Consider the following 18902-nt stretch of genomic DNA (forward strand, 5'->3'; position numbering starts at 1 on the left):
CCTTCAGTCGTGTAATTCTTCAAGGCCGCCTTCTGCCAGATTGGCTAATAATAAGGCACTTAACAAAGCTCGTTCCGCCAGGCTGTCTATTAATATAAATTCCTCTGGTGTATGGATATGCCCACCGCGCACGCCTAAGGTATCTATCACAGGTAAACCATGCTGTGCAAGGTTATTCCCATCACAACAACCGCCGCTATCTTGCCAATTGATGGTTAATCCCAACTGCTTTCCTATAGATTGTATGCGTTCAAATAAACGCTGCGTGGCTCGATTCACCTGTTTAACCGGACGATGGAAACTTCCTGTCCATGACAGGAAATAATCGTGGCGTCGGAATTTTTTTGTGATTTCATCAAGTTTTGCATGCACCCAATTTGCATCTTCTGCTTGGCTTATCCGTACATCTAATTTGGCAACAGCTTTATCAGGAACTATATTTAAAGCGCTACCGCCTGATATTTTGCCAACATTGATGGTAACGCCTGGCCGTGTACCATTTAATGCGTCAATGGCAAGCACGATTTCTGCCAAATAGCAAATAGCATTGCGTCCTTCGTGAAAGTTACGTCCCGCATGCGCGGCTTTGCCAATAGCTACCAAAGTGAATTTTCCACTGCCCCGGCGATTTTTTGCCAACTGACCCAATTCATCCATTGCGGGTTCATAGACGAATGCAGCTTGATAGTTATTGGCTATTTGATCTAAAAAAATGCTGGAAGAAGGAGAGCCGATTTCTTCATCGGCATTGATGACCACATCCCAGCCTAATTCATGTGCCAGAGGGGTTTGTTCAAATGCGTTTAAAGCCTGTAACATGACGATTAAGCCACCTTTCATGTCTGTAACGCCAGGCCCGTTTAAGCGGTTAGCGTCAACATGAGTCAGTTTTTGGAAGGGATGGTCAATGCCATATACGGTATCCATATGTCCGCAAAGAAGAATGCGGCGTTTTAATTCTGGGCGTTTTCTTATAAATAATGTTTCGCCACAGATAAGAGCAGTCTTTTCCCCAGTCATGTCAATGATAGTAGTTGCAATGGGAGGCAGAGTATTCATCTCCTCGGCCAAGGGAGCAAAAAGAGATTGCAGGGCACGGTTGGTCTGTTGCAAGCCTTGAAGATTGTATGAGCCTGAATTGATTTCACAAAGTTGATGCAGCTGCTCCAGCATGATTTGCTGGTTATGCTGAATGAATTTGGAGAGTTCCAATAATGATTTTAGCACCATTTGCTCCCTGTCAGGGTCTAAACATTATTTGAAATGGGTGTGCGCCCCCGGACAGGTAGCCGGAAAGCGCCTAAGAATATTATTGACTTAATGACTCCCATAAAGCAATGCGTGCACCCGTGGGGTCAATAATTACGGCAAATTGCCCAAAATCGCCGACAGGTGTATTGGGAACTTGAATTTGAGCGCCATATTGTTGCGCTTTCTTAAGGCTTTCTTCGATGCTGCGCACAAGGACATAACTCATCCAATGCGGAGGAACGTGGCCGGCTTTCTCTTTGGAAATCTCCCAAATGCCGGCAAACTCATCACCGCCTGCCTTAATCATGGTATAGGTTTGCCCATTTCCCATGTCATGATCGACAAATTGCCAATCGAATAAGTTGCCATAAAAATCTTTGGCAGCTTGTAGGTCAGATGTTGCCAGTTCGTTCCAACAAAATTCGCCGAAAGTTGGTTGTGTACTCATATTTCCCCCTTAATTATTGTCCATTAAAGGCAAAAGAGTAGTCTTGCGTATGCATGAATGCAAGCGCGCAATTGTTTATGCTATACAATAAGTTCATTTTATTACGGGGATTTGCATGATCCAATTGGCAAGATTGATTTTTATGATGGTTCTGGGTATTAATGCTGCAGCAAGCTTTGCCGCTGTAACAATTGAACAATGTGTTAATGTGAAAAAGGCTGAGGCAGCTGGCAGGGATTTGATTGCTATGTTTGAACAGGACGTGTGCCGGCAAAAAACAAAGCCCGTTCTTTTTGCTGATGTGGTCAATATCTATTTACCCCGAGTCATGAACGAAAATTTTCTTGGCGTACCTCCTCCGGCTAACTGGCAATTGTTAGCCGATGATGTCGTGACTGCTTGTACAAGCCAAAGCGATGTTTGCTTAAAAGAAGTACGCAAGGAAATTGCTTCATGCATTACAGGAAGGCTGCCGGGTATACTTCTTGTTTTTGGACCGTGGTTTGCCGAGAATTGCGAAATGCTTAATAAGCATGTGATTTTGAATTGGGACAATAAAAAAGCAATCATTCAGGGGTGGCTGCAACAGTCGCAAACAAGTAATGGCGATTAGGAGTTATCCACTTTCCTGCTCTGCGCATAAATCGATGTTCTAACGCTCGCAAAATCACTGAGAGTATATATAATGCCTTTGTTATTTCGAACTTGGAGAGCGCATGCATCCTTTGCTTAAGCAAGCTCATCCGCAGTGGCATATCATTTTGGATAAAGCACTAGGTCACGTGGATCCTGACTATTTAAAGGAATTGGAAACAATGGGAAGTTGTTTGCCCAACAAAGAATGTATATTCAGGGCTTTTAGCATACCACTTGCTGCTACCGAATATGTATTGTTGGGTGAGTCTCCTTATCCACGCCCGGAATCTGCAAATGGTTTTGCTTTCTGGGATAATGCGGTGGGCAGTTTATGGAGTAGCACAGGCTTAAGCAAAGAAGTCAACCGCGCAACTTCGCTGCGTAACTGGATCAAAATGTTATTATACGCGCGCGGTGACTTACAACAAGATTTTTCGCAAAATGCAATTGCCAAGCTTAATAAAACCTCCTATGTTCAAACAGCAAGTGAATTATTCAATGCATTCCTGAATAAAGGGTTTTTGTTATTAAATGCCACACTGGTTTATAGCAAAGGCGATGTTAATTATCATGCGCGTAAATGGAAACCTTTTATTCAACAGTTGTTTTTACAATTGGCGGAAATAAAACCATCATTGAAACTGGTGTTATTCGGAAGGATAGCCAATGAAATCCCTGGATCTGATTTATTTTCCAGTTTAATCGCAGAGCATCCTTATAATCTTAGTTTTATCACGAATCCCAATGTAGTAGCCTTCTTTAAACCTTTGGATTTACTGTCTCATGAAAAAAAGCACAATTGACTCTGCAGAAGTGGCTAAATTTTCACAATTAGCCGCACAATGGTGGAATGCAAACGGACCTCTGAAAACATTGCATGATATCAATCCTGCCCGTATTAATTTCATTGAAAAATTTATAAATGTTAAAGAACAACGCGTATTGGATGTAGGTTGTGGCGGAGGAATTTTATCGGAGGGTTTGGCGGCGTTGGGAGCAGACGTAACCGGATTAGACGTGGAGGAGGAAGCCATTCATGCTGCATGTGCCCATGCTAAAGAAAGCGGGGTGAATATAGACTACCTTTGTATGCCTATTGAAGAATATGACCAGGCACCGTTTGCTGTAATCACTTGTATGGAAATGCTTGAACACGTCACTGAGCCACAATTGGTCATAAAACATTGTGCCCGTTTATTAAAGCAAGACGGATATTTATTCCTATCCACGATTAACAGAACATTCGCAGCATACCTTGGCGCGGTAATTGCCGCTGAATACGTTTTGGAACTTTTGCCAAGACAAACGCATGACTACAAAAAATTTATTAAACCCAGCGAATTGGCGGCCATGGTGCGCGAAGCCGGCATGGAAACTGTAGGAATAGCAGGAATGAGTTATAACCCGCTTACCCGTACAGCTTCCCTGCAGGATTCAGTTTCCATTAATTACTTATTTGCTTGCCGCAAGCTTTGATTTTTGTCCAGATAGCGTTGCTGATAGCGCTGCTGGGCATATTTCGCTTGTTCTCCGGTGACCACGTCTACTTCGTTGCCAAATAAGTCGACGCGTGCTGTATTTTCCTTTTGACAATTAAGATAAGCTGGAGAGGCGCTGTAATAGTTTAATGCCTCACGTAAAGTTTTTTTGCTAAATGGCGGCGCGTCAAGGCGTTCATAAAAATCGATGATGTCGTCAAAAATACCAATTTTCAAAGGCCTTACTTGATTTGCTTTTTTAAAAAAAGCGGCTGGAAAATGTTCGATTAACCAATCGATCGTTTTCAGTTTTTCTTTTTTAGCGGTATCATGAGCTGAATTTGTTTGCATTCCTAATTTCCTACCGGGTAATTAAAATTAAACTTAGCATAAGCCCAGTATCATGCACAACGCACAACGGATGTCTTATATACCAACAAGAAATGTCTCATTTTATCCCAAGAAATTTCTCATTTTATGTATTTCTTCTTCTGTATTTCTAATTAACCCATTGATTTATAAGGGATTTTTTTTTGAAAATACTCTGGTTTTCAGAAACTAATTTGCCAAGCTGTGTTGCATATGAACATTACTGCTGCTAGATTTATTTTAGACTTTCAAGGATTGGAAGTCTGTTAAAAAAAGGATTTTTGATCAGACGGATCTGATTTTCAAGGATGATTTTTTCAAGACATGTATGTCTTGATTGGAAGACTGTGAAGCCAGGGTAAATCCCTGGCTTTTTTTATGCTACGGCAAACCCAGAGCGTGACAGGTAATTTCGGTCCGGGTAATAAGCAAAGACTACGGATCCGCCTTTGATGGTATTGATTACAGGCTTTGCTAAAGTTTGCGCAATAGATGGACAACCCCAACTTCTGCCAGCGCGTCCTGCTTTCTTGATGAAGCTTGGTTCTACATACCATGCGCCATGGATTACCACGCGCCGATTAAAGGCATTATCATTAAACCCTTTTTCAAGCCCCTGTAAATTCAAAGAGTAGCCTTTTGAACCGATGTAGGTGTTGCGGGTGACGAATGTACCCAAGCTGGTTGCTTTACTGGAGGGTTTGTTGGAAAAATGATGCGGTATATCCAAGCCTGAATTTTTACCATGCGCAACATAAGTATTGTATAAAAGACGTTCTTTACTGACGTCAAATACCCACATGCGTTGTTTGGAAGAGGGGAGTGAGTAATCAATTACGGTAAGTACTGGTTTTTTAACAGCCCCTTTTTGTTTTGCCTTTTGATAGGCTGCCAAGGCCAGTTTGAGGACCTTTTTGTTGAGTGTAGGTGCTTTGCGGCTTAACTGATTTACTTCAGCGTTAATATCCAATGCTTTTGGTTGCAAGTGTTGCCTTGCTTTTGGTTGGTGTAATGCAGGTTTAGCAAAAAGTGGTGCACTGGATGTCATATTGCTAGTTAGCATTGCTACTGAAATTAGAGTTAAGATCGTATTCATAATGCTCCATTTTCTAGTTAGTTTTTGCCTTAGGCGGTAAATCTGAATCCAAGTAGGCTTTTCGTGAAAGGTGATTTTGAACCATAACTTGATTGACAAAGCAAGGTCGTTTTTTGACTTGTCCTGACCATTGCAAACAAGTCGAATTAAAATCACAGGCCTTGTTGATTTCAGAAAAATGGCAATTATATTGACAAATTAGGCAAAAGTAAAATCAGAAGGTTTTTCATTGATCATTGGGGGGAAATAATAAACAATTCAGAGGGTTATAGTACTTAAATAACTTTTTTTGTACTTATTATTGCGGCATTTGGTATATTTTTTGATCAAATAGGTTATATTTAATTCTGTTTTTTTGCTTAAAATTGAATCTTTTAGTATTAAATTTGCACTTTTACTGCGAAATACGCTGCTCAAATATACCGGTTTATGTAATAAAATCCAGATAGAGTTTTGTTTTTCTCGACAAATTAAATTATTCTTCGCAGTCATATGAAATATTGTTTTTTTCGGAGGCACCATGCTTGATAAACGGTCTTTACAAATCCCGCAAGGTCTTAGGGCAACTATTAATGAGGCGTATCGTGCGGGAGAATTAAGCATTGTCACCGCCCTTTTGGAAAATGCAGAATTGGGTGCGAATCAAACAGCAGCAATTCGGCAGACAGCGATAAAGCTGGTGGAAAAAGTACGTAACGAGCGAAAAAATAACACAGGGATTGATTCTTTTTTGGCTGAGTATGCTTTATCGAGCAATGAGGGCATCGCCTTGATGTGCCTTGCCGAGGCATTGTTGCGCGTTCCTGATAAAGCCACTATGGATAGTTTAATAAAAGATAAGCTGGTGGCTGCCGATTGGAAGTCTCACCAGGGACAGAGCGATTCTTTTTTTGTCAATGCTACAACCTGGGCTTTGATGCTAACGGGTAAAGTTTTAGCCCCGGAAAAAGCAGAATCGATTTTGAGCAAGGCATTAATGAAAGTCATTAGCCGCGGCAGTGAAAGTATGGTGCGCGCTGCCGTGGATAAAGCTATGCGCATTATGAGCAAGCAATTTGTTATGGGGCGGACCATCCACGAAGCCATATCGCGGGCCAGGAAAAAAGAAGCACGTGGATATCGGTATTCTTATGATATGTTAGGTGAGGCAGCACTTACTTCCATTGATGCACAGCGTTATTTTAATGCTTACAAAAATGCTATTGAGGCAATCGGCAAAGAGAGATTGAACCATTCTGATATTTATCGAAGCCCTGGGATTTCAATCAAATTATCTGCATTGCATCCGCGCTACCAAGAGGCACAATACGAGCGTGTCCTGGCTGAATTGACACCTAAGCTGCTTGCTTTATCGCAGTTAGCAAAACAATATGACATTGCCTTAACCATTGATGCAGAAGAATCCGAACGTTTAGAACTTTCGCTGGATGTTATTGAGCGGGTATTTAATGATCATAGCTTGGATGGTTGGCATGGCTTTGGCATGGCTGTCCAATCCTACCAAAAGCGTGCTTTTTACCTGCTCGACTGGGTAGCAGACATGGCAAGGAAGAAAAAGCGGCGTATGATGGTGCGCTTGATAAAAGGAGCTTACTGGGATAGTGAAATTAAGAAATCTCAAGCCCAGGGGCTGCCGGATTACCCAGTCTTTACGCGAAAAGTTTTTACAGATGTTTCTTTCCAAGCTTGCGCTAAAAAACTGCTGACGATGACAGACGTAATTTATCCGCAGTTTGCGACACATAATGCTTATTCGGTTGCCTTGATACTAAATTTAGTTGGCGATTATCGAGATTTTGAATTCCAGTGCCTGCATGGCATGGGAACGGAATTATATGAGCAAGTCGTTCCTGCCAGTCACATGGGTATTCCTTGCCGTATTTATGCGCCAGTCGGTAGCCATGAAGATTTACTCCCTTATTTAGTTCGGCGCCTGCTGGAAAACGGAGCTAATTCTTCTTTTGTGAATCGAATAGTGGATGATAATGCGCCTCTTAGCGAATTAGTTGAAGATCCAGTAAGCAAAGCCAGACATTTGCTGGGCAAAATAAATCAAAACATCCCTCTTCCAGCTTCCATTTTCCTTCCCGAACGCAAAAATTCTGCCGGATTGGATTTAACAGATAGAAAAAATATTGCCTCATTGCAGCAACAGTATGCAGAAATGGATTTATCCGGTTGGCAAGCGAGTCCCGTGATTGCTGGACAAACTCGGCAATTTAAGGAGGGTGGCCAAGCCATTACTTCCCCGCAGCGACATAAGCAAAAAATTGGTACGGTAATTAATGCGACTGCAGAAGATGTTGATTTGGCGCTCTGCGAAGCGGTTGCCGCTTCTCCCGGTTGGGCAGCGACATCCGTTAATGAACGGGCGGCTTGCCTTGATCGCTTTGCAACCCTTTTAGAAAAAAATATGCCGACTTTTTTGGCACTTGCGTGTCTGGAAGCTGGGAAAACCTGGAATGATGGGGTGGCAGAAGTGCGTGAAGCAGTTGATTTCTGCCGCTATTATGCAAGACAATCCGAAAAATTGATGGGCAAACCTTTACATCTGCACGGCTATACAGGCGAATTGAACCAATTAAGTCTGCATCCGCGCGGCACTATTTTATGCATTAGTCCATGGAATTTCCCTTTGGCTATTTTCACAGGACAAGTGGTGGCTGCATTGGTTACAGGCAACTGCGTTATTGCCAAGCCTGCCGAACAAACACCGCTCATTGCTTATTTTGCTGTGCAGTTAATGCTGGAAGCTGGTATTCCGCAAGGTGTATTGCAATATTTGCCTGGGCCTGGAGAGACGATAGGTGCTGCCTTGGTAGCCGATCCGCGCGTAAAAGGCGTCATTTTTACCGGCTCTACCCAAACTGCTGCACATATTAATCGCACTTTGGCCACGCGTGGAGGGGAAATTATTCCTTTGATTGCAGAAACCGGTGGACAAAACGCCATGATTGTCGATTCATCTGCCTTGTTAGAACAGGTTGTGGTGGATGTCGTGACTTCCGCGTTTGGTTCTGCAGGGCAAAGATGCTCGGCTCTGCGCGTACTCTATATCCAGGAAGAAGTATATCCGCGCTTTGTTGAATTGCTCAAGGGAGCAATGGCGGAGTTAAAAATTGGTGATCCGCAGTGGTTGTGCACGGATATTGGACCTGTGATCGATGCAGACGCCTTGGCTGTCTTAAAAGAACACGTTGATTTAATAATTGAAAACCATGAATTGATTTATCAATGCCAGCTCGATAATACCTGTGCTGCAGGGTACTTTATGCCGCCTACAGCGATTGCTATCGGACACATCAACGCATTAAGCAAAGAAGTGTTCGGCCCTGTTTTACATGTGATTAAATACAAACGCCGTGATTTGGATGAAGTGATTGCACAAGTAAACAGCACTGGATTTGGTTTAACCTTTGGAATCCACAGCCGTATTAATCGCACAGTCGAATACATCCGCCAGCGAGTGCATGCAGGAAATTGCTATGTAAACCGCAATATGATTGGGGCAGTGGTGGGATTGCAACCATTTGGAGGCGAAAGTTTATCAGGCACAGGGCCAAAAGCAGGTGGTCCGCATTATTTACAGCGTTTGTGCCTGGAGAGAACTTATACTGTCGATACGACAGCCGCAGGTGGTAATGCAAGCTTGATGTCTTTGCCCGAAGATTAATTATCCTATTCCCGCTCTATCCAGGTTCTCAACTTGGCCTGGGTAGATGATCTTGAGATGAATAGATTATGCATGGCAGTCCATTTGATACGTGCTAAGGACCATATAAGCCAAAATTAGTACTGGTCCTGGTTTCGCGAACAGGCGCCAGTATGATGTCATTAAAGTGAAAAGCGTCAAAATAATTCATTACCATATAGCCTGCATTAATCACCACATTTCCTTGGCTCATGCAAACCATAGGGCAGCCCCACTTTGGCTTTAAGTTCGGGTACCGGCGTGGTAAAAAGAGAATAAACAGGATTGTAAGCCTACCTCCCAGCCGCTAGCCGGGCAAGGAAGGGTCATGCATATCGAGCCATATTACCTGCTGAGGCTGTAGATGCTCGGAAAAATAAGCTTGTAGTTTTTTTAATACAGTCACTATAGTTACTCTTGTAAAGAATCCTGACATTAATTTTGCCGGGAATACTCTCATGAATTTCTTAGATGTATTAAGTATTCCTTAATCTAACTGCTATAAAATAATAATAAATGTGCAAAAAACGGTGGTTTTGTGGGCTTAGTGCTACAAGATTTATTAATTTGGCGAGTGAACAGGCACTTTAGAAAGAATAACCAGGCGGAATTACAATTTGATACGGGTGGGGTTTGTAATGGATTAGCCAGCGTATTCGTCAAGTATCATATACTTGATAAAGATAAAGAGTTTGAAAACATACTCAATCGCATCGCATGGGGGCAATTTACTCCAAAAAACACTGACGGTGAGCCATGGTCTAATATCAATTACTTTGCAACCCAAGTTCTTCTCGCTTATCAACCAATTGAGTATGTGAGCGGTGTAGCACAACAACGCTCCACTGCATTGCTTAAGATCAATGGGCAGCCGCTAGATCCCTCCTTTAATTTGACATTAAGTACTGGTGATAAGAATTGGGCAGAAATTTTTAAGTCGATTAATCTGCAAAGTGAAGACCGTACGGAAAAAGAAGGAATGATTGTTTCCAGTGCAAATCACTCCATAGCCATCACGCGTGAAAAAGATGGTTCGTATAAGATTTATGACCCAAATTATTTTTTTGGTTTTAAAGTATTTAAAAATGAAGAAGCCGTTATCCGCGAACTGCATTATAATGTTTTTGAATACCGTCCTTTCGGTAACATGGGTTTGAATGTCCGCATAATAAGACATCCTGAAGCAGTACAACCCAGAGCATTTCCCGGTGCAGCTGACCTTTATGAAACCTATTATAAGCCAGACAATCGCAAAGCTTATTCAGGATTTCCTACGTATTCTTCCAAATTTGATACCATGGCCTTGGCGCTGCGTGCAGTGCATGATGAAATTGCCTTTGGTGTTTTACTGGAAAAGACAAAATCTCAGCAAAAAAATAAAGAATTCCAGCAAGAAGAATTGGAAAATTGGATAGTAGAGGCTGGCCAATATAACAATGTACCCGCCTTGAAAAAACTTTTAAAAGAGTTCACGGTGACGGATGCAGAAACTATCGCTCGAATTTTTGCACAAGTTTGTGTAGCAGGGCCGGTGGATAGCTTTAAGATGCTTTATGAGCATTACCAAGATAAATTAGAAGATTTACCTGTGTTTAAATTTGTGCAAGCCGCCATTATCAGTGAGAATCCTGAGCTGGTAAAAGAAACACTTTGTACTGCAGAATCCCACAAAGGTTGTTCCCATGATGAGTATTTAGCTTTAAGCGATAAAAGTTCTGCAGAAAAATATAAAATATTTTTTGCAACACTCGAGCGTATTCTTTTGGATGCAGTTAAGCAAGGAAGTGTCGCTTGTGTTCAACAAGTTATGGAAAAATTTAAAGAATATCAAGAAGAACTTACCGATGAAGTTAAAATTGTTTGTCTGAAAAAAGCCATAGAAAATAATCATGCAGATGTAGTTGATGAGTTAATTCATGTTTCGCCGAAAATTTCGCCATTGTTACTGCAAGGATTTATTATAACTCCCCGTGCTGCCCAGCAAATGGATGTAAGCATTCTGCGAACTTTGCAGGCAGGCGGGATGATTTTTTCAGCGGAGGTTGCTGATGTTTATAAACAAAAAAGTGGAGAAAAAACATTTCTTGGCATTGGTACTTTAATTAAACTCTTGCTTAATTTTTTACAGGAAAAATTAAGCAAGAGTCAGCAAATATCGTTTATTAATTACAAAAAAAATGCTTTACAAGAAGTGGGACAGTTGGAGGAACAATTAAACGAAATCGAAGATGCGCAGTTTAAAAAGAGTATGCTTTTGAAACTTTATGATTTTAAGGCGAACATGGATGCAGAGAGTAAGGAAAACATATGTATAAAACTTCAGGAATATAAAGAAGAAATTGGTGAAAAACTTATACCAATAGCCAGTTTAGAAGATTTTTTGGATGATATTTCAAACGATGAGACAGTCGTAGGGGAACAAGTGCTTCCCCAAGATACAGAAGAGGAAAAGAATGTTTCCCACAATGACGCAAAGGTAAATAGTAGGGATAGGTTTTTTTCTTATAAACAAGAGATGCAAAAACACAAAGATCCATCAGAGGCAGAAGATAATTTGCACACAAATTACAAACCCGGCGATTAGGAACAGTTACGGTTTAAGCATCATTTTTTTTGGCAAATAGCCACGGTAATATGACAAACAATAGTAACCCTCCTAATAGAAAGGCTTCAAATAGCCATTTGTTTTGGATAGGAATTTGCGTCGGGGGAATAAACCCAATCCCAATGGCGGTAAGGCAACATAAAAGCCCGATTCCTGCTACGAGCCACATCACGACGTTACCCCCAGGGATTCTATACGCTCCTACTTGATGCGGTTTTTTATAGCGCAATTTTATTGCGGCAGAAAACATAAATACATAAACTAGTAAAGCCATTTGCGCGCTCAAGTCACTTAATATCCAATAAGCGGCATTGATGGAATCAAGCAATATAAATACGCTGCTTAACACGGTAAAAATCAATCCTTGAATAACCAGAATATTCACTGGGGCTCCGTAGCGGTTGATACGGGCAAAAGCCGGGGGTATACAGCCATCGCGGGCTGAAACCAATAAGCCTTTAGTGGGCCCGATTATCCAGGCTGAAACGCCACTTAAACCACCAATGATAATAAATGCGGCGGTGACAGAAGTCATCCAGGGTACATGATAAGAATTAAAAAAAATGGCATATGCATCAATTAAGCCGGAAACAACGCTAAGCTTGCTGTTTGGGACGACGATCACTATCGCTAAGGAACCTAAAACCAAAGTAGAAAAGATGAGGATGGTAGAGTAAAAAAGCGCACGTGGGTAATCACGTTGCGGGTTTTTTACTTCCTCAGCATGGACGGCAGACATTTCCATGCCCAATAAGCCGAATAATACGGCCGAAAACAGGGATAAGTTTCCTAGCGAGCTAAAATCTGGGAGCCAGCTTGCTGATCCGGTTTCCATTGGCCGCCCTTGGATTATCCAAATTACTCCCAAAATGGTTATACCAATCATGGGCAGCAACGTCCCAAGTGATGCGCCTACGATGCTAATCAAGCTCGAAATTTTCATGCCGAAGCAATTGAGCAAGGTAAAAAGCCAGAACAAGCTTAAAATTGTAGCTAAAAGATACAGTTTATGATTAGCCAATTGCGGGGCAAACAGGTAGGCAAATGTGGCGGCAATAAAAGCAAGAATGGTAGGGTACCATACTACGTTATAAATCCATTGTAACCAAATAGTAATAAATCCTGCGCGGCGGCCAAAGGCCTCGCGTACCCATACATAAATTCCGCCGGTTTCTGGATAAGCCGTAGCCAATTCTGCTGCTACCAGTGCCACAGGGATAAAAAAAGCAAAAGCTGCTAATAGATAATAAGAAACCAGCGATAAGCCAAGTTTTGCAGTTAGGGGTAAGGTCCGCAAACTGTCTACTGCGATGACATTTATCATCACCAGTGAAAAAACGCTCAACACCCGTTTCGATTGACGCACGAAAAATCCTTAATATAAAAGCAGAGAGTTTAAAATAGGGCCAACGTTGAAAATTAACAGGTTAATAGTGCAAATGCAATCCTGATGCAGCAGCAAGTGCTGCCGCATCAGTTCTAAGCAGAAATTATTTCAAATTACGCAACACATACTGCAGAATACCGCCATGCCGGTAGTATTCCAGTTCATTGGCCGTATCGATACGGCAAAGCACATCCGCTACCTGCTCACTGCCATCCTCGCGGGTGATGGTAAGTTTTAGAAAAGCCCGTGGAGCTAACGTATCATGCAAAGCAATACTGATACGTTCTTTTCCGTTTAATCCCAGGGTTTTTCTGCTGACTTCCGGTGAAAATTGTAAAGGCAATACACCCATGCCAATCAGGTTTGAACGATGAATGCGTTCAAAGCTTTCAGCAATTACCGCTTTAACCCCCAATAAATTAGTGCCTTTAGCTGCCCAGTCACGGGATGAACCTGTACCATATTCCTGGCCGGCGATGATAACCAAATCTTGATGTTCCTGTTGATATAACATGGCGGCATCATAGATAGGCATGATTTTATCGGTCGGGATATGGCGAGTGACGCCTCCTTCAACACCAGGAGTCATCTCATTGCGGATGCGGATATTCGCAAATGTACCGCGCATCATCACTTCATGATTGCCGCGGCGCGAGCCGTAGGAGTTAAAATCAGCCTCATCCACACCTTTTGCTTTTAAATACAAGCCGGCAGGTGAGTTGGCTTTAATTGAACCAGCGGGTGAGATATGGTCTGTGGTGATTGAGTCGCCTAGTAAAGCCAAAATATATGCATTGCGAATTGGCTTAATTGGCTCAGGTGTTTCTTTTAAATTTTGGAAGAAAGGAGGATGCTGGATGTAGGTTGAATTTGCATCCCAATTATACGTTTTGCCTGCGCCTGTATTAATGGCTTGCCAGTGTTCGTCCCCTTTAAACACATCAGCATATTCTTTTCTAAACATGCTGCCGCTGACTTTTGCAACTTCTGCAGCTACTTCGGCATTACTTGGCCAGACGTCTTTTAAATAAACAGGATTGCCATCTCTATCCGTTCCTAACGGATCATGGCTTAAATCCAAAAGCGTGGTGCCGCTTAAAGCATAAGCTACTACCAGCGGTGGGGAAGCCAGCCAGTTTGCACGAACTTGCGGGTGTACCCGGCCTTCAAAATTACGGTTACCGGATAATACTGAACAGACGACGACATCGTTTTCATTAATGCAATCAGCAATTGGAGGCGGCAAAGGGCCAGAATTTCCAATGCACGTGGTGCAGCCATAACCGACCAGATTAAAACCTAATTCATCCAGATAAGTTTGTAATCCTGCATGCTTTAGATAATCTGTGACGACTTTGGAGCCAGGGGCTAGGGAAGATTTAACCCAGGGTTTGCGTTGCAAGCCTTTTTCTATGGCTTTTTTAGCCACTAGCCCTGCAGCCATTAAAACGCTTGGGTTTGATGTGTTCGTGCAACTGGTAATAGCAGCAATAACTACATCACCGTGACGCAGGGTAAAATCCTCCGCCTTTACTTCAAATTCTTCATTTTTTTCTATTTCCTTACCGGCTTGGCTCAAAAAATTATTGAATTCGGCAGACAAGCTTTGCAGGTTCACCTTGTCTTGCGGGCGTTTGGGACCGGCAAGCGACGGTTCAACTGTAGCCAAATCGAGATTCAGTGTGTCTGTAAATACTGGATCTTGCGCATTTTGGTCATACCATAAGCCTTGGGCTTTACAATAATTTTCGACCAAGGAAATCGTATGTTCATCCCGGCCTGTTAAGCGCAGATAACGTATTGTCTCTTGATCTACTGGGAAAAAGCCGCAGGTAGCTCCATATTCTGGCGCCATGTTTGAGATGGTGGCACGATCAGCGAGCGGCAATTCAGCAAGACCAGGGCCATAAAATTCCACAAATTTACCTACGACCCCTTTTTGGCGCAACATTTGCGTTACAGTTAACACCAAATCGGTTGCCGTGATTCCTTCCCTTAATTTTCCGGTGAGTTTAAAGCCAATCACTTCAGGTATGAGCATGGATACGGGTTGGCCCAACATGGCAGCTTCCGCTTCAATTCCACCCACTCCCCAACCGAGCACTCCCAGACCATTAATCATGGTGGTGTGTGAATCCGTACCGACTAGCGTATCCGGATAAGCATACAGCATGCCATTTACTTCACTGCTCCATACCGTTTTGCCTAAATACTCAAGGTTAACCTGATGGCAAATGCCGGTGCCTGGCGGCACCACTTGAAAATTGGCAAATGCTTTTTGCCCCCAGCGCAAAAATTCATAGCGCTCCTGGTTTCTTTGCATTTCAATAGCGGTATTTACTTCCATGGCATCTGTTGTGGCAAAACGATCCACCATGATGGAATGGTCAATAACGAGGTCTACCGGGGATAAAGGAGAAATTTTCTCAGGATTGTCACCCATTTTCTTAAGGGCGTCGCGCATTGCGGCTAAATCAACTACTGCGGGCACGCCTGTAAAATCCTGCATGAGTACGCGTGCTGGGCGATAGGCAATTTCATGCTGGGAACTCTTGGTTTTAATCCATTCTGCGATGGCTTGTATATCTTCTGTTGTAACCGTCGTGCCATCTTCGAAACGTAGTAAATTCTCAAACAACACTTTGAGAGAATAAGGAAGCTGATTAATTCCTGGAAATTTGCTTTCTGCTTTTTTAAGGCTGAAATAATGATAAGTTTTGCCATCAATTTGTAGTTCGCTTTGGGTGGAGAGACTATCTTGACCTACTTTCATAAAACCGCTCCTGAATTCAAAACTGCAATCATAGCTGAAAATCAGGAAATTTTCATGAGATCTCCTCCTTGCCGAAGGAGATCTCTTGGAAGACTGTATATGCGGATATTCGTTATTTAATAGCAGCGGCGGGAACAGCGTACAACATTACCCCAGCGGTTCACAAAACAACTTTTTTGACAACGTGGGCCAATGCGGTACCAATTTGTCCAATAACCACCGTAGCCTGGTCCATAGTGATATCGGGGGTAATTACGGTTATAGTAACGTCTTGGATGGTTAGGGCCATAATAATAACTCAAAACCATTGGAGAGGCTGTTAATCCCGTAGTATAACCTGTAGACGGGGCTGCCTTTACTGTTGGAGAAAATGATACAATCAACAGTAATAAAGAGGAAAGAAAAAGAGAAGATGAAAACATTTTATTCAAATGACACTCGTTGTCCATAATTTCATTCCTTTGATCAAATATTGTTCTTTAATTATAGATATTATTGCGCAAAAAACAACATAGGATATTGAGCTTTAGAAACGAACTGGACCAGTGTTCCTTGAGAATGAAAATAAATTAAAAAAATATTTTTTGTGTTGAACTATAATACATAGTGTACAACTCTCAAACAAGGATGATATCATGAGAAAGATTCTAATTCCCGCTTTTGTCTTTGTTGCCAGCGTTGCTCTTTCTGGTTGCGGGGTGTACGCGACTGGTTGCGGTACCACCTGTCCCACAACAAGGTATGTGACAACGTATACAACAACATCTTGTTGTGCAACTTGTGATCCCTGCTATGGCTATGGCTACAGCTGGTATTAATTAAAAGCTTAATTTTTTGTCTGGGGCAGCATTACCGCCTCAGATAGTTACCCATTCATCCCTCACACGAGCCTTAAGACTTTCTCTAGAAGCTTAATCATTTATATCTTTTATATATCTTTGAGTTGACTAGTAGGATAATTTACAATATTGCGAATCTTTTCTGCCACAAGCTCATTGAATTGGTTAGAAACTGAGGATAACGGCAATGGAGCCCATTGCTTAATGCACAGGAGGTGTATCCATGGATTCATGTTGTTCTAAAGTTCGCCTGCTTTTACTTGCCCTGCTGCTATTGGGATTTGCCAGGCTTACCCATGCTGATTCTTCGCAAACACTCACGAGTTTTAAGGCTGCAGCAGTCGCATACGATCCGGCCTGGGGTGATTTGCATGGGAATATCAAGCGCATGGTGGAGGGAGTTGCAGGCTTGGGCAAGCAAGGCGTGAAGCTCGCTGTATTACCAGAGACTGCAAACATGGGATACATCTTTGCTGATTTTGACATGGTACGCCCATATCTTGATACGGTGCCTGGAAAGGCGACCACAGCATTGGCCGAAGTAACACGCAAGTATCATATGTATGTGGCAGTTGGGCTTGGTGAATTTGATCCGGCCAGTGGGCTGGCTTACAATACGTCCGCCTTGGTTGGCCCCCAAGGTTATATTGGCAAATATCGCAAACATGGACTCAATGCGCAAGATCAACGCTGGGCTGTTACCGGAAATGGTGGATTCCCGGTATTCGATACCGAGCTTGGACGCATCTCATTGCTCATATGCTATGACGACACCTATTGGCAGTACGCACGCTTAGCATTGCTGCATCAAGTGGATATCATTGCCTGGTCAAGCGTCTCCGACCGGGTCATGCCCGGCACCCCAGCTGCAAAGGCGAAAGGAGATCATTCCACCATAGCAAGCGTGCAACACCTTTCAGCTGATACCGGTGCCTGGGTGGTGGCAGCAACCCGTAATGGAATTGAAACGAACCCAATCACCAAACAGCAGTTATATTACAATGGTGGCTCCAGTATCTGGGATCCTTTAGGCAATAAGGTTGCCCAGCTGCCTGTGCTACCGCCGCAGGTGCTTCCTTCAGGGGTTCATGGGGTTGCCGTGGCGACGATCATGCCTGCAAAATCTGCGCCGGTGCGGGCAAAACTTCTTAAGCGCCGACGCCCGGAAATGTATGGCATACTAGCTCTCCACCGCGCGCCCACCGATCCAGTAAATGGTGGTAGGCAGCCACAATCGCTGCATTTGACTATTGAAGCTGGTGATCTTGCAAACTCCGCTACGGCAGTGTGGTCACCACCCAAAAAGAATGGTCTTGCTATTTTGCCCATATTGTTTCATTACGGGCCAAATTTATCTGCTGCAGAATATAGAAAACTTGGTGAGCCGCAAGGCGGGCCATCAGAGAAGATACTCAGCAATCTTGCCAGGCAAGGGCAGGGGTACGTGGTTGGCAGTTATCCTGAGCGGACCAATGAGGCTATTTATCATACGGTTGCTCTGGCTGAGCCATCAGGAAAGATCATTGCCCGCTACCGCGCCACGCATCTAGGCTCAAGTTCCTGGGCTATGGCAGGTAACCAATTCATTGTGGTTCCGACACCAATAGGGCGTATTGCCCTCGTGCTGGGTGAAGAGCTTGCCGTGCCTGAAGTCTATGGTGTGTATTCGGCGCTGCGCGCTGATATCCTCGCAGCCCCCTCTGGTAGCTGGCAAGGAGAAACGTTATTGCAAATCGATCCTAAATTGTATACCACGCCTTATCCACCTGGAACTCCTTATGCACCTTATTCTGCTGCAAAGATGGGGCAATTCTGGGTTGCCGCGGCAGGATGGGGCACTAAATCACAGCCGTCAGCTTTCCTGCTGGGTCCTGAGCCTGTTATTGCAACGCCACCTCATGCAGTCATGGCGGGCGATGTGTTGAACATAGAAGTAACAGCACCATGGCCTGGGACATGGATCAATCAGCAACAGCTCATTGGCGGTCAGCAGCCCTGGAATACATTGCCATTAGTATTGGCAAAAAATAATCCCTGTCTGGCTACCTGGAGCCATGATGCTGGATGGAACTCAGCCTGCTGGTAAAAGCTGTTGTGGTCGGGGTTGTTGTTGCATGCCAGTAGGTGTACAAACCTATTTTAAATCTTCATGACTTTCTGCGGACATGGCTTGTCTTATACCACGGTTGCAATTAGATTGGTTAAGATTAACTTTGCATAGCCATTCCTTAGTTTTAGTTATTGTTAAAGTGATTTATTTGTAAAAAAAATAACGTGTTAATTTTTTGTTAATCTAAACGATTTAAAATTTCCCAATCTTTTATCTTTT

Annotated in this window: 14 protein-coding genes; 7 read left to right on the forward strand and 7 right to left on the reverse strand. The window is 43.1% G+C overall.

Annotated elements, in window-relative coordinates:
* Positions 1–3: 3 nt before the first annotated feature.
* Together ELY11_RS04400 and ELY11_RS04405 are read right to left on the reverse strand one after the other, a co-directional pair.
* On the reverse strand, positions 4–1227 hold the full coding sequence (locus tag ELY11_RS04400) for a hydrolase (RefSeq protein WP_371923169.1): 1224 nt from the start codon (positions 1225–1227) through the stop codon (positions 4–6).
* Between the two features lie 82 nt (positions 1228–1309).
* A complete protein-coding gene (locus tag ELY11_RS04405; protein ID WP_126954318.1) occupies positions 1310–1699 on the reverse strand; it encodes a VOC family protein in 390 nt (129 codons plus the stop codon).
* 115 nt (positions 1700–1814) lie between these two features.
* On the opposite strand from ELY11_RS04405, the gene ELY11_RS04410 reads away from it, so the two are divergent.
* The 3 genes from ELY11_RS04410 to ubiG all read left to right on the forward strand — a co-directional run bounded on the left by ELY11_RS04410 (position 1815) and on the right by ubiG (position 3811).
* Complete coding sequence (locus tag ELY11_RS04410; protein WP_127032593.1) at positions 1815–2312, forward strand: hypothetical protein; 498 nt, start codon at positions 1815–1817, stop codon at positions 2310–2312.
* Positions 2313–2415: 103 nt separating this feature from the next.
* The gene (locus tag ELY11_RS04415) at positions 2416–3138 is read left to right on the forward strand and encodes a uracil-DNA glycosylase family protein (protein WP_126954320.1); all 723 of its coding nucleotides are present in this window, start codon (positions 2416–2418) and stop codon (positions 3136–3138) included.
* Positions 3119–3811, forward strand: a complete 693-nt coding sequence (gene ubiG, locus ELY11_RS04420; protein ID WP_127032594.1) for a bifunctional 2-polyprenyl-6-hydroxyphenol methylase/3-demethylubiquinol 3-O-methyltransferase UbiG — start codon at positions 3119–3121, stop codon at positions 3809–3811. Before ELY11_RS04415 ends, ubiG begins: the two co-directional genes overlap by 20 nt.
* On the opposite strand, the gene ELY11_RS04425 is transcribed toward ubiG, so the two are convergent.
* On the reverse strand, positions 3784–4164 hold the full coding sequence (locus tag ELY11_RS04425; RefSeq protein WP_127032595.1) for a ProQ/FINO family protein: 381 nt from the start codon (positions 4162–4164) through the stop codon (positions 3784–3786). The genes ubiG and ELY11_RS04425 overlap by 28 nt on opposite strands.
* 394 nt (positions 4165–4558) lie before the next feature.
* Positions 4559–5278 carry a murein L,D-transpeptidase catalytic domain family protein gene (locus tag ELY11_RS04430; RefSeq protein WP_126954323.1) on the reverse strand — a complete coding sequence of 240 codons (720 nt, stop codon included), beginning with the start codon at positions 5276–5278 and terminating at the stop codon, positions 4559–4561.
* Positions 5279–5798: 520 nt separating this feature from the next.
* Between ELY11_RS04430 and putA the strand changes: the two genes are divergently transcribed.
* Complete coding sequence (gene putA / locus ELY11_RS04435; RefSeq protein ID WP_127032596.1) at positions 5799–8951, forward strand: bifunctional proline dehydrogenase/L-glutamate gamma-semialdehyde dehydrogenase PutA; 3153 nt, start codon at positions 5799–5801, stop codon at positions 8949–8951.
* 94 nt (positions 8952–9045) lie between these two features.
* Here the strand turns inward: putA and ELY11_RS12400 are convergent, their stop codons facing one another.
* Positions 9046–9183, reverse strand: coding sequence for an Lpg1974 family pore-forming outer membrane protein (locus ELY11_RS12400; protein WP_158615170.1), 138 nt, complete (start codon positions 9181–9183; stop codon positions 9046–9048).
* Positions 9184–9507: 324 nt separating this feature from the next.
* On the opposite strand from ELY11_RS12400, the gene ELY11_RS04440 reads away from it, so the two are divergent.
* On the forward strand, positions 9508–11553 hold the full coding sequence (locus ELY11_RS04440; protein WP_127032597.1) for a hypothetical protein: 2046 nt from the start codon (positions 9508–9510) through the stop codon (positions 11551–11553).
* Between the two features lie 13 nt (positions 11554–11566).
* On the opposite strand, the gene ELY11_RS04445 is transcribed toward ELY11_RS04440, so the two are convergent.
* Both ELY11_RS04445 and acnA read right to left on the reverse strand, forming a co-directional pair.
* Positions 11567–12940: an APC family permease gene (locus ELY11_RS04445; RefSeq protein ID WP_126954326.1), complete on the reverse strand. Its 1374-nt coding sequence runs from the start codon at positions 12938–12940 to the stop codon at positions 11567–11569.
* A 124-nt stretch (positions 12941–13064) separates the two neighbouring features.
* Complete coding sequence (gene acnA / locus ELY11_RS04450; protein WP_126954327.1) at positions 13065–15734, reverse strand: aconitate hydratase AcnA; 2670 nt, start codon at positions 15732–15734, stop codon at positions 13065–13067.
* A gap of 635 nt (positions 15735–16369) precedes the next feature.
* Between acnA and ELY11_RS04455 the strand changes: the two genes are divergently transcribed.
* Both ELY11_RS04455 and ELY11_RS04460 read left to right on the forward strand, forming a co-directional pair.
* A complete protein-coding gene (locus ELY11_RS04455; RefSeq protein ID WP_127032598.1) occupies positions 16370–16552 on the forward strand; it encodes a hypothetical protein in 183 nt (60 codons plus the stop codon).
* Between the two features lie 244 nt (positions 16553–16796).
* Positions 16797–18659 (forward strand): carbon-nitrogen hydrolase family protein, encoded by a 1863-nt coding sequence (locus ELY11_RS04460; protein ID WP_126954328.1) that lies wholly within the window; start codon positions 16797–16799, stop codon positions 18657–18659.
* Positions 18660–18902: the final 243 nt, after the last annotated feature.

Origin of the sequence: Legionella septentrionalis (assembly GCF_003989745.1) — a bacterium.
GTDB classification, from domain to species: Bacteria; Pseudomonadota; Gammaproteobacteria; order Legionellales; family Legionellaceae; genus Legionella_A; species Legionella_A septentrionalis.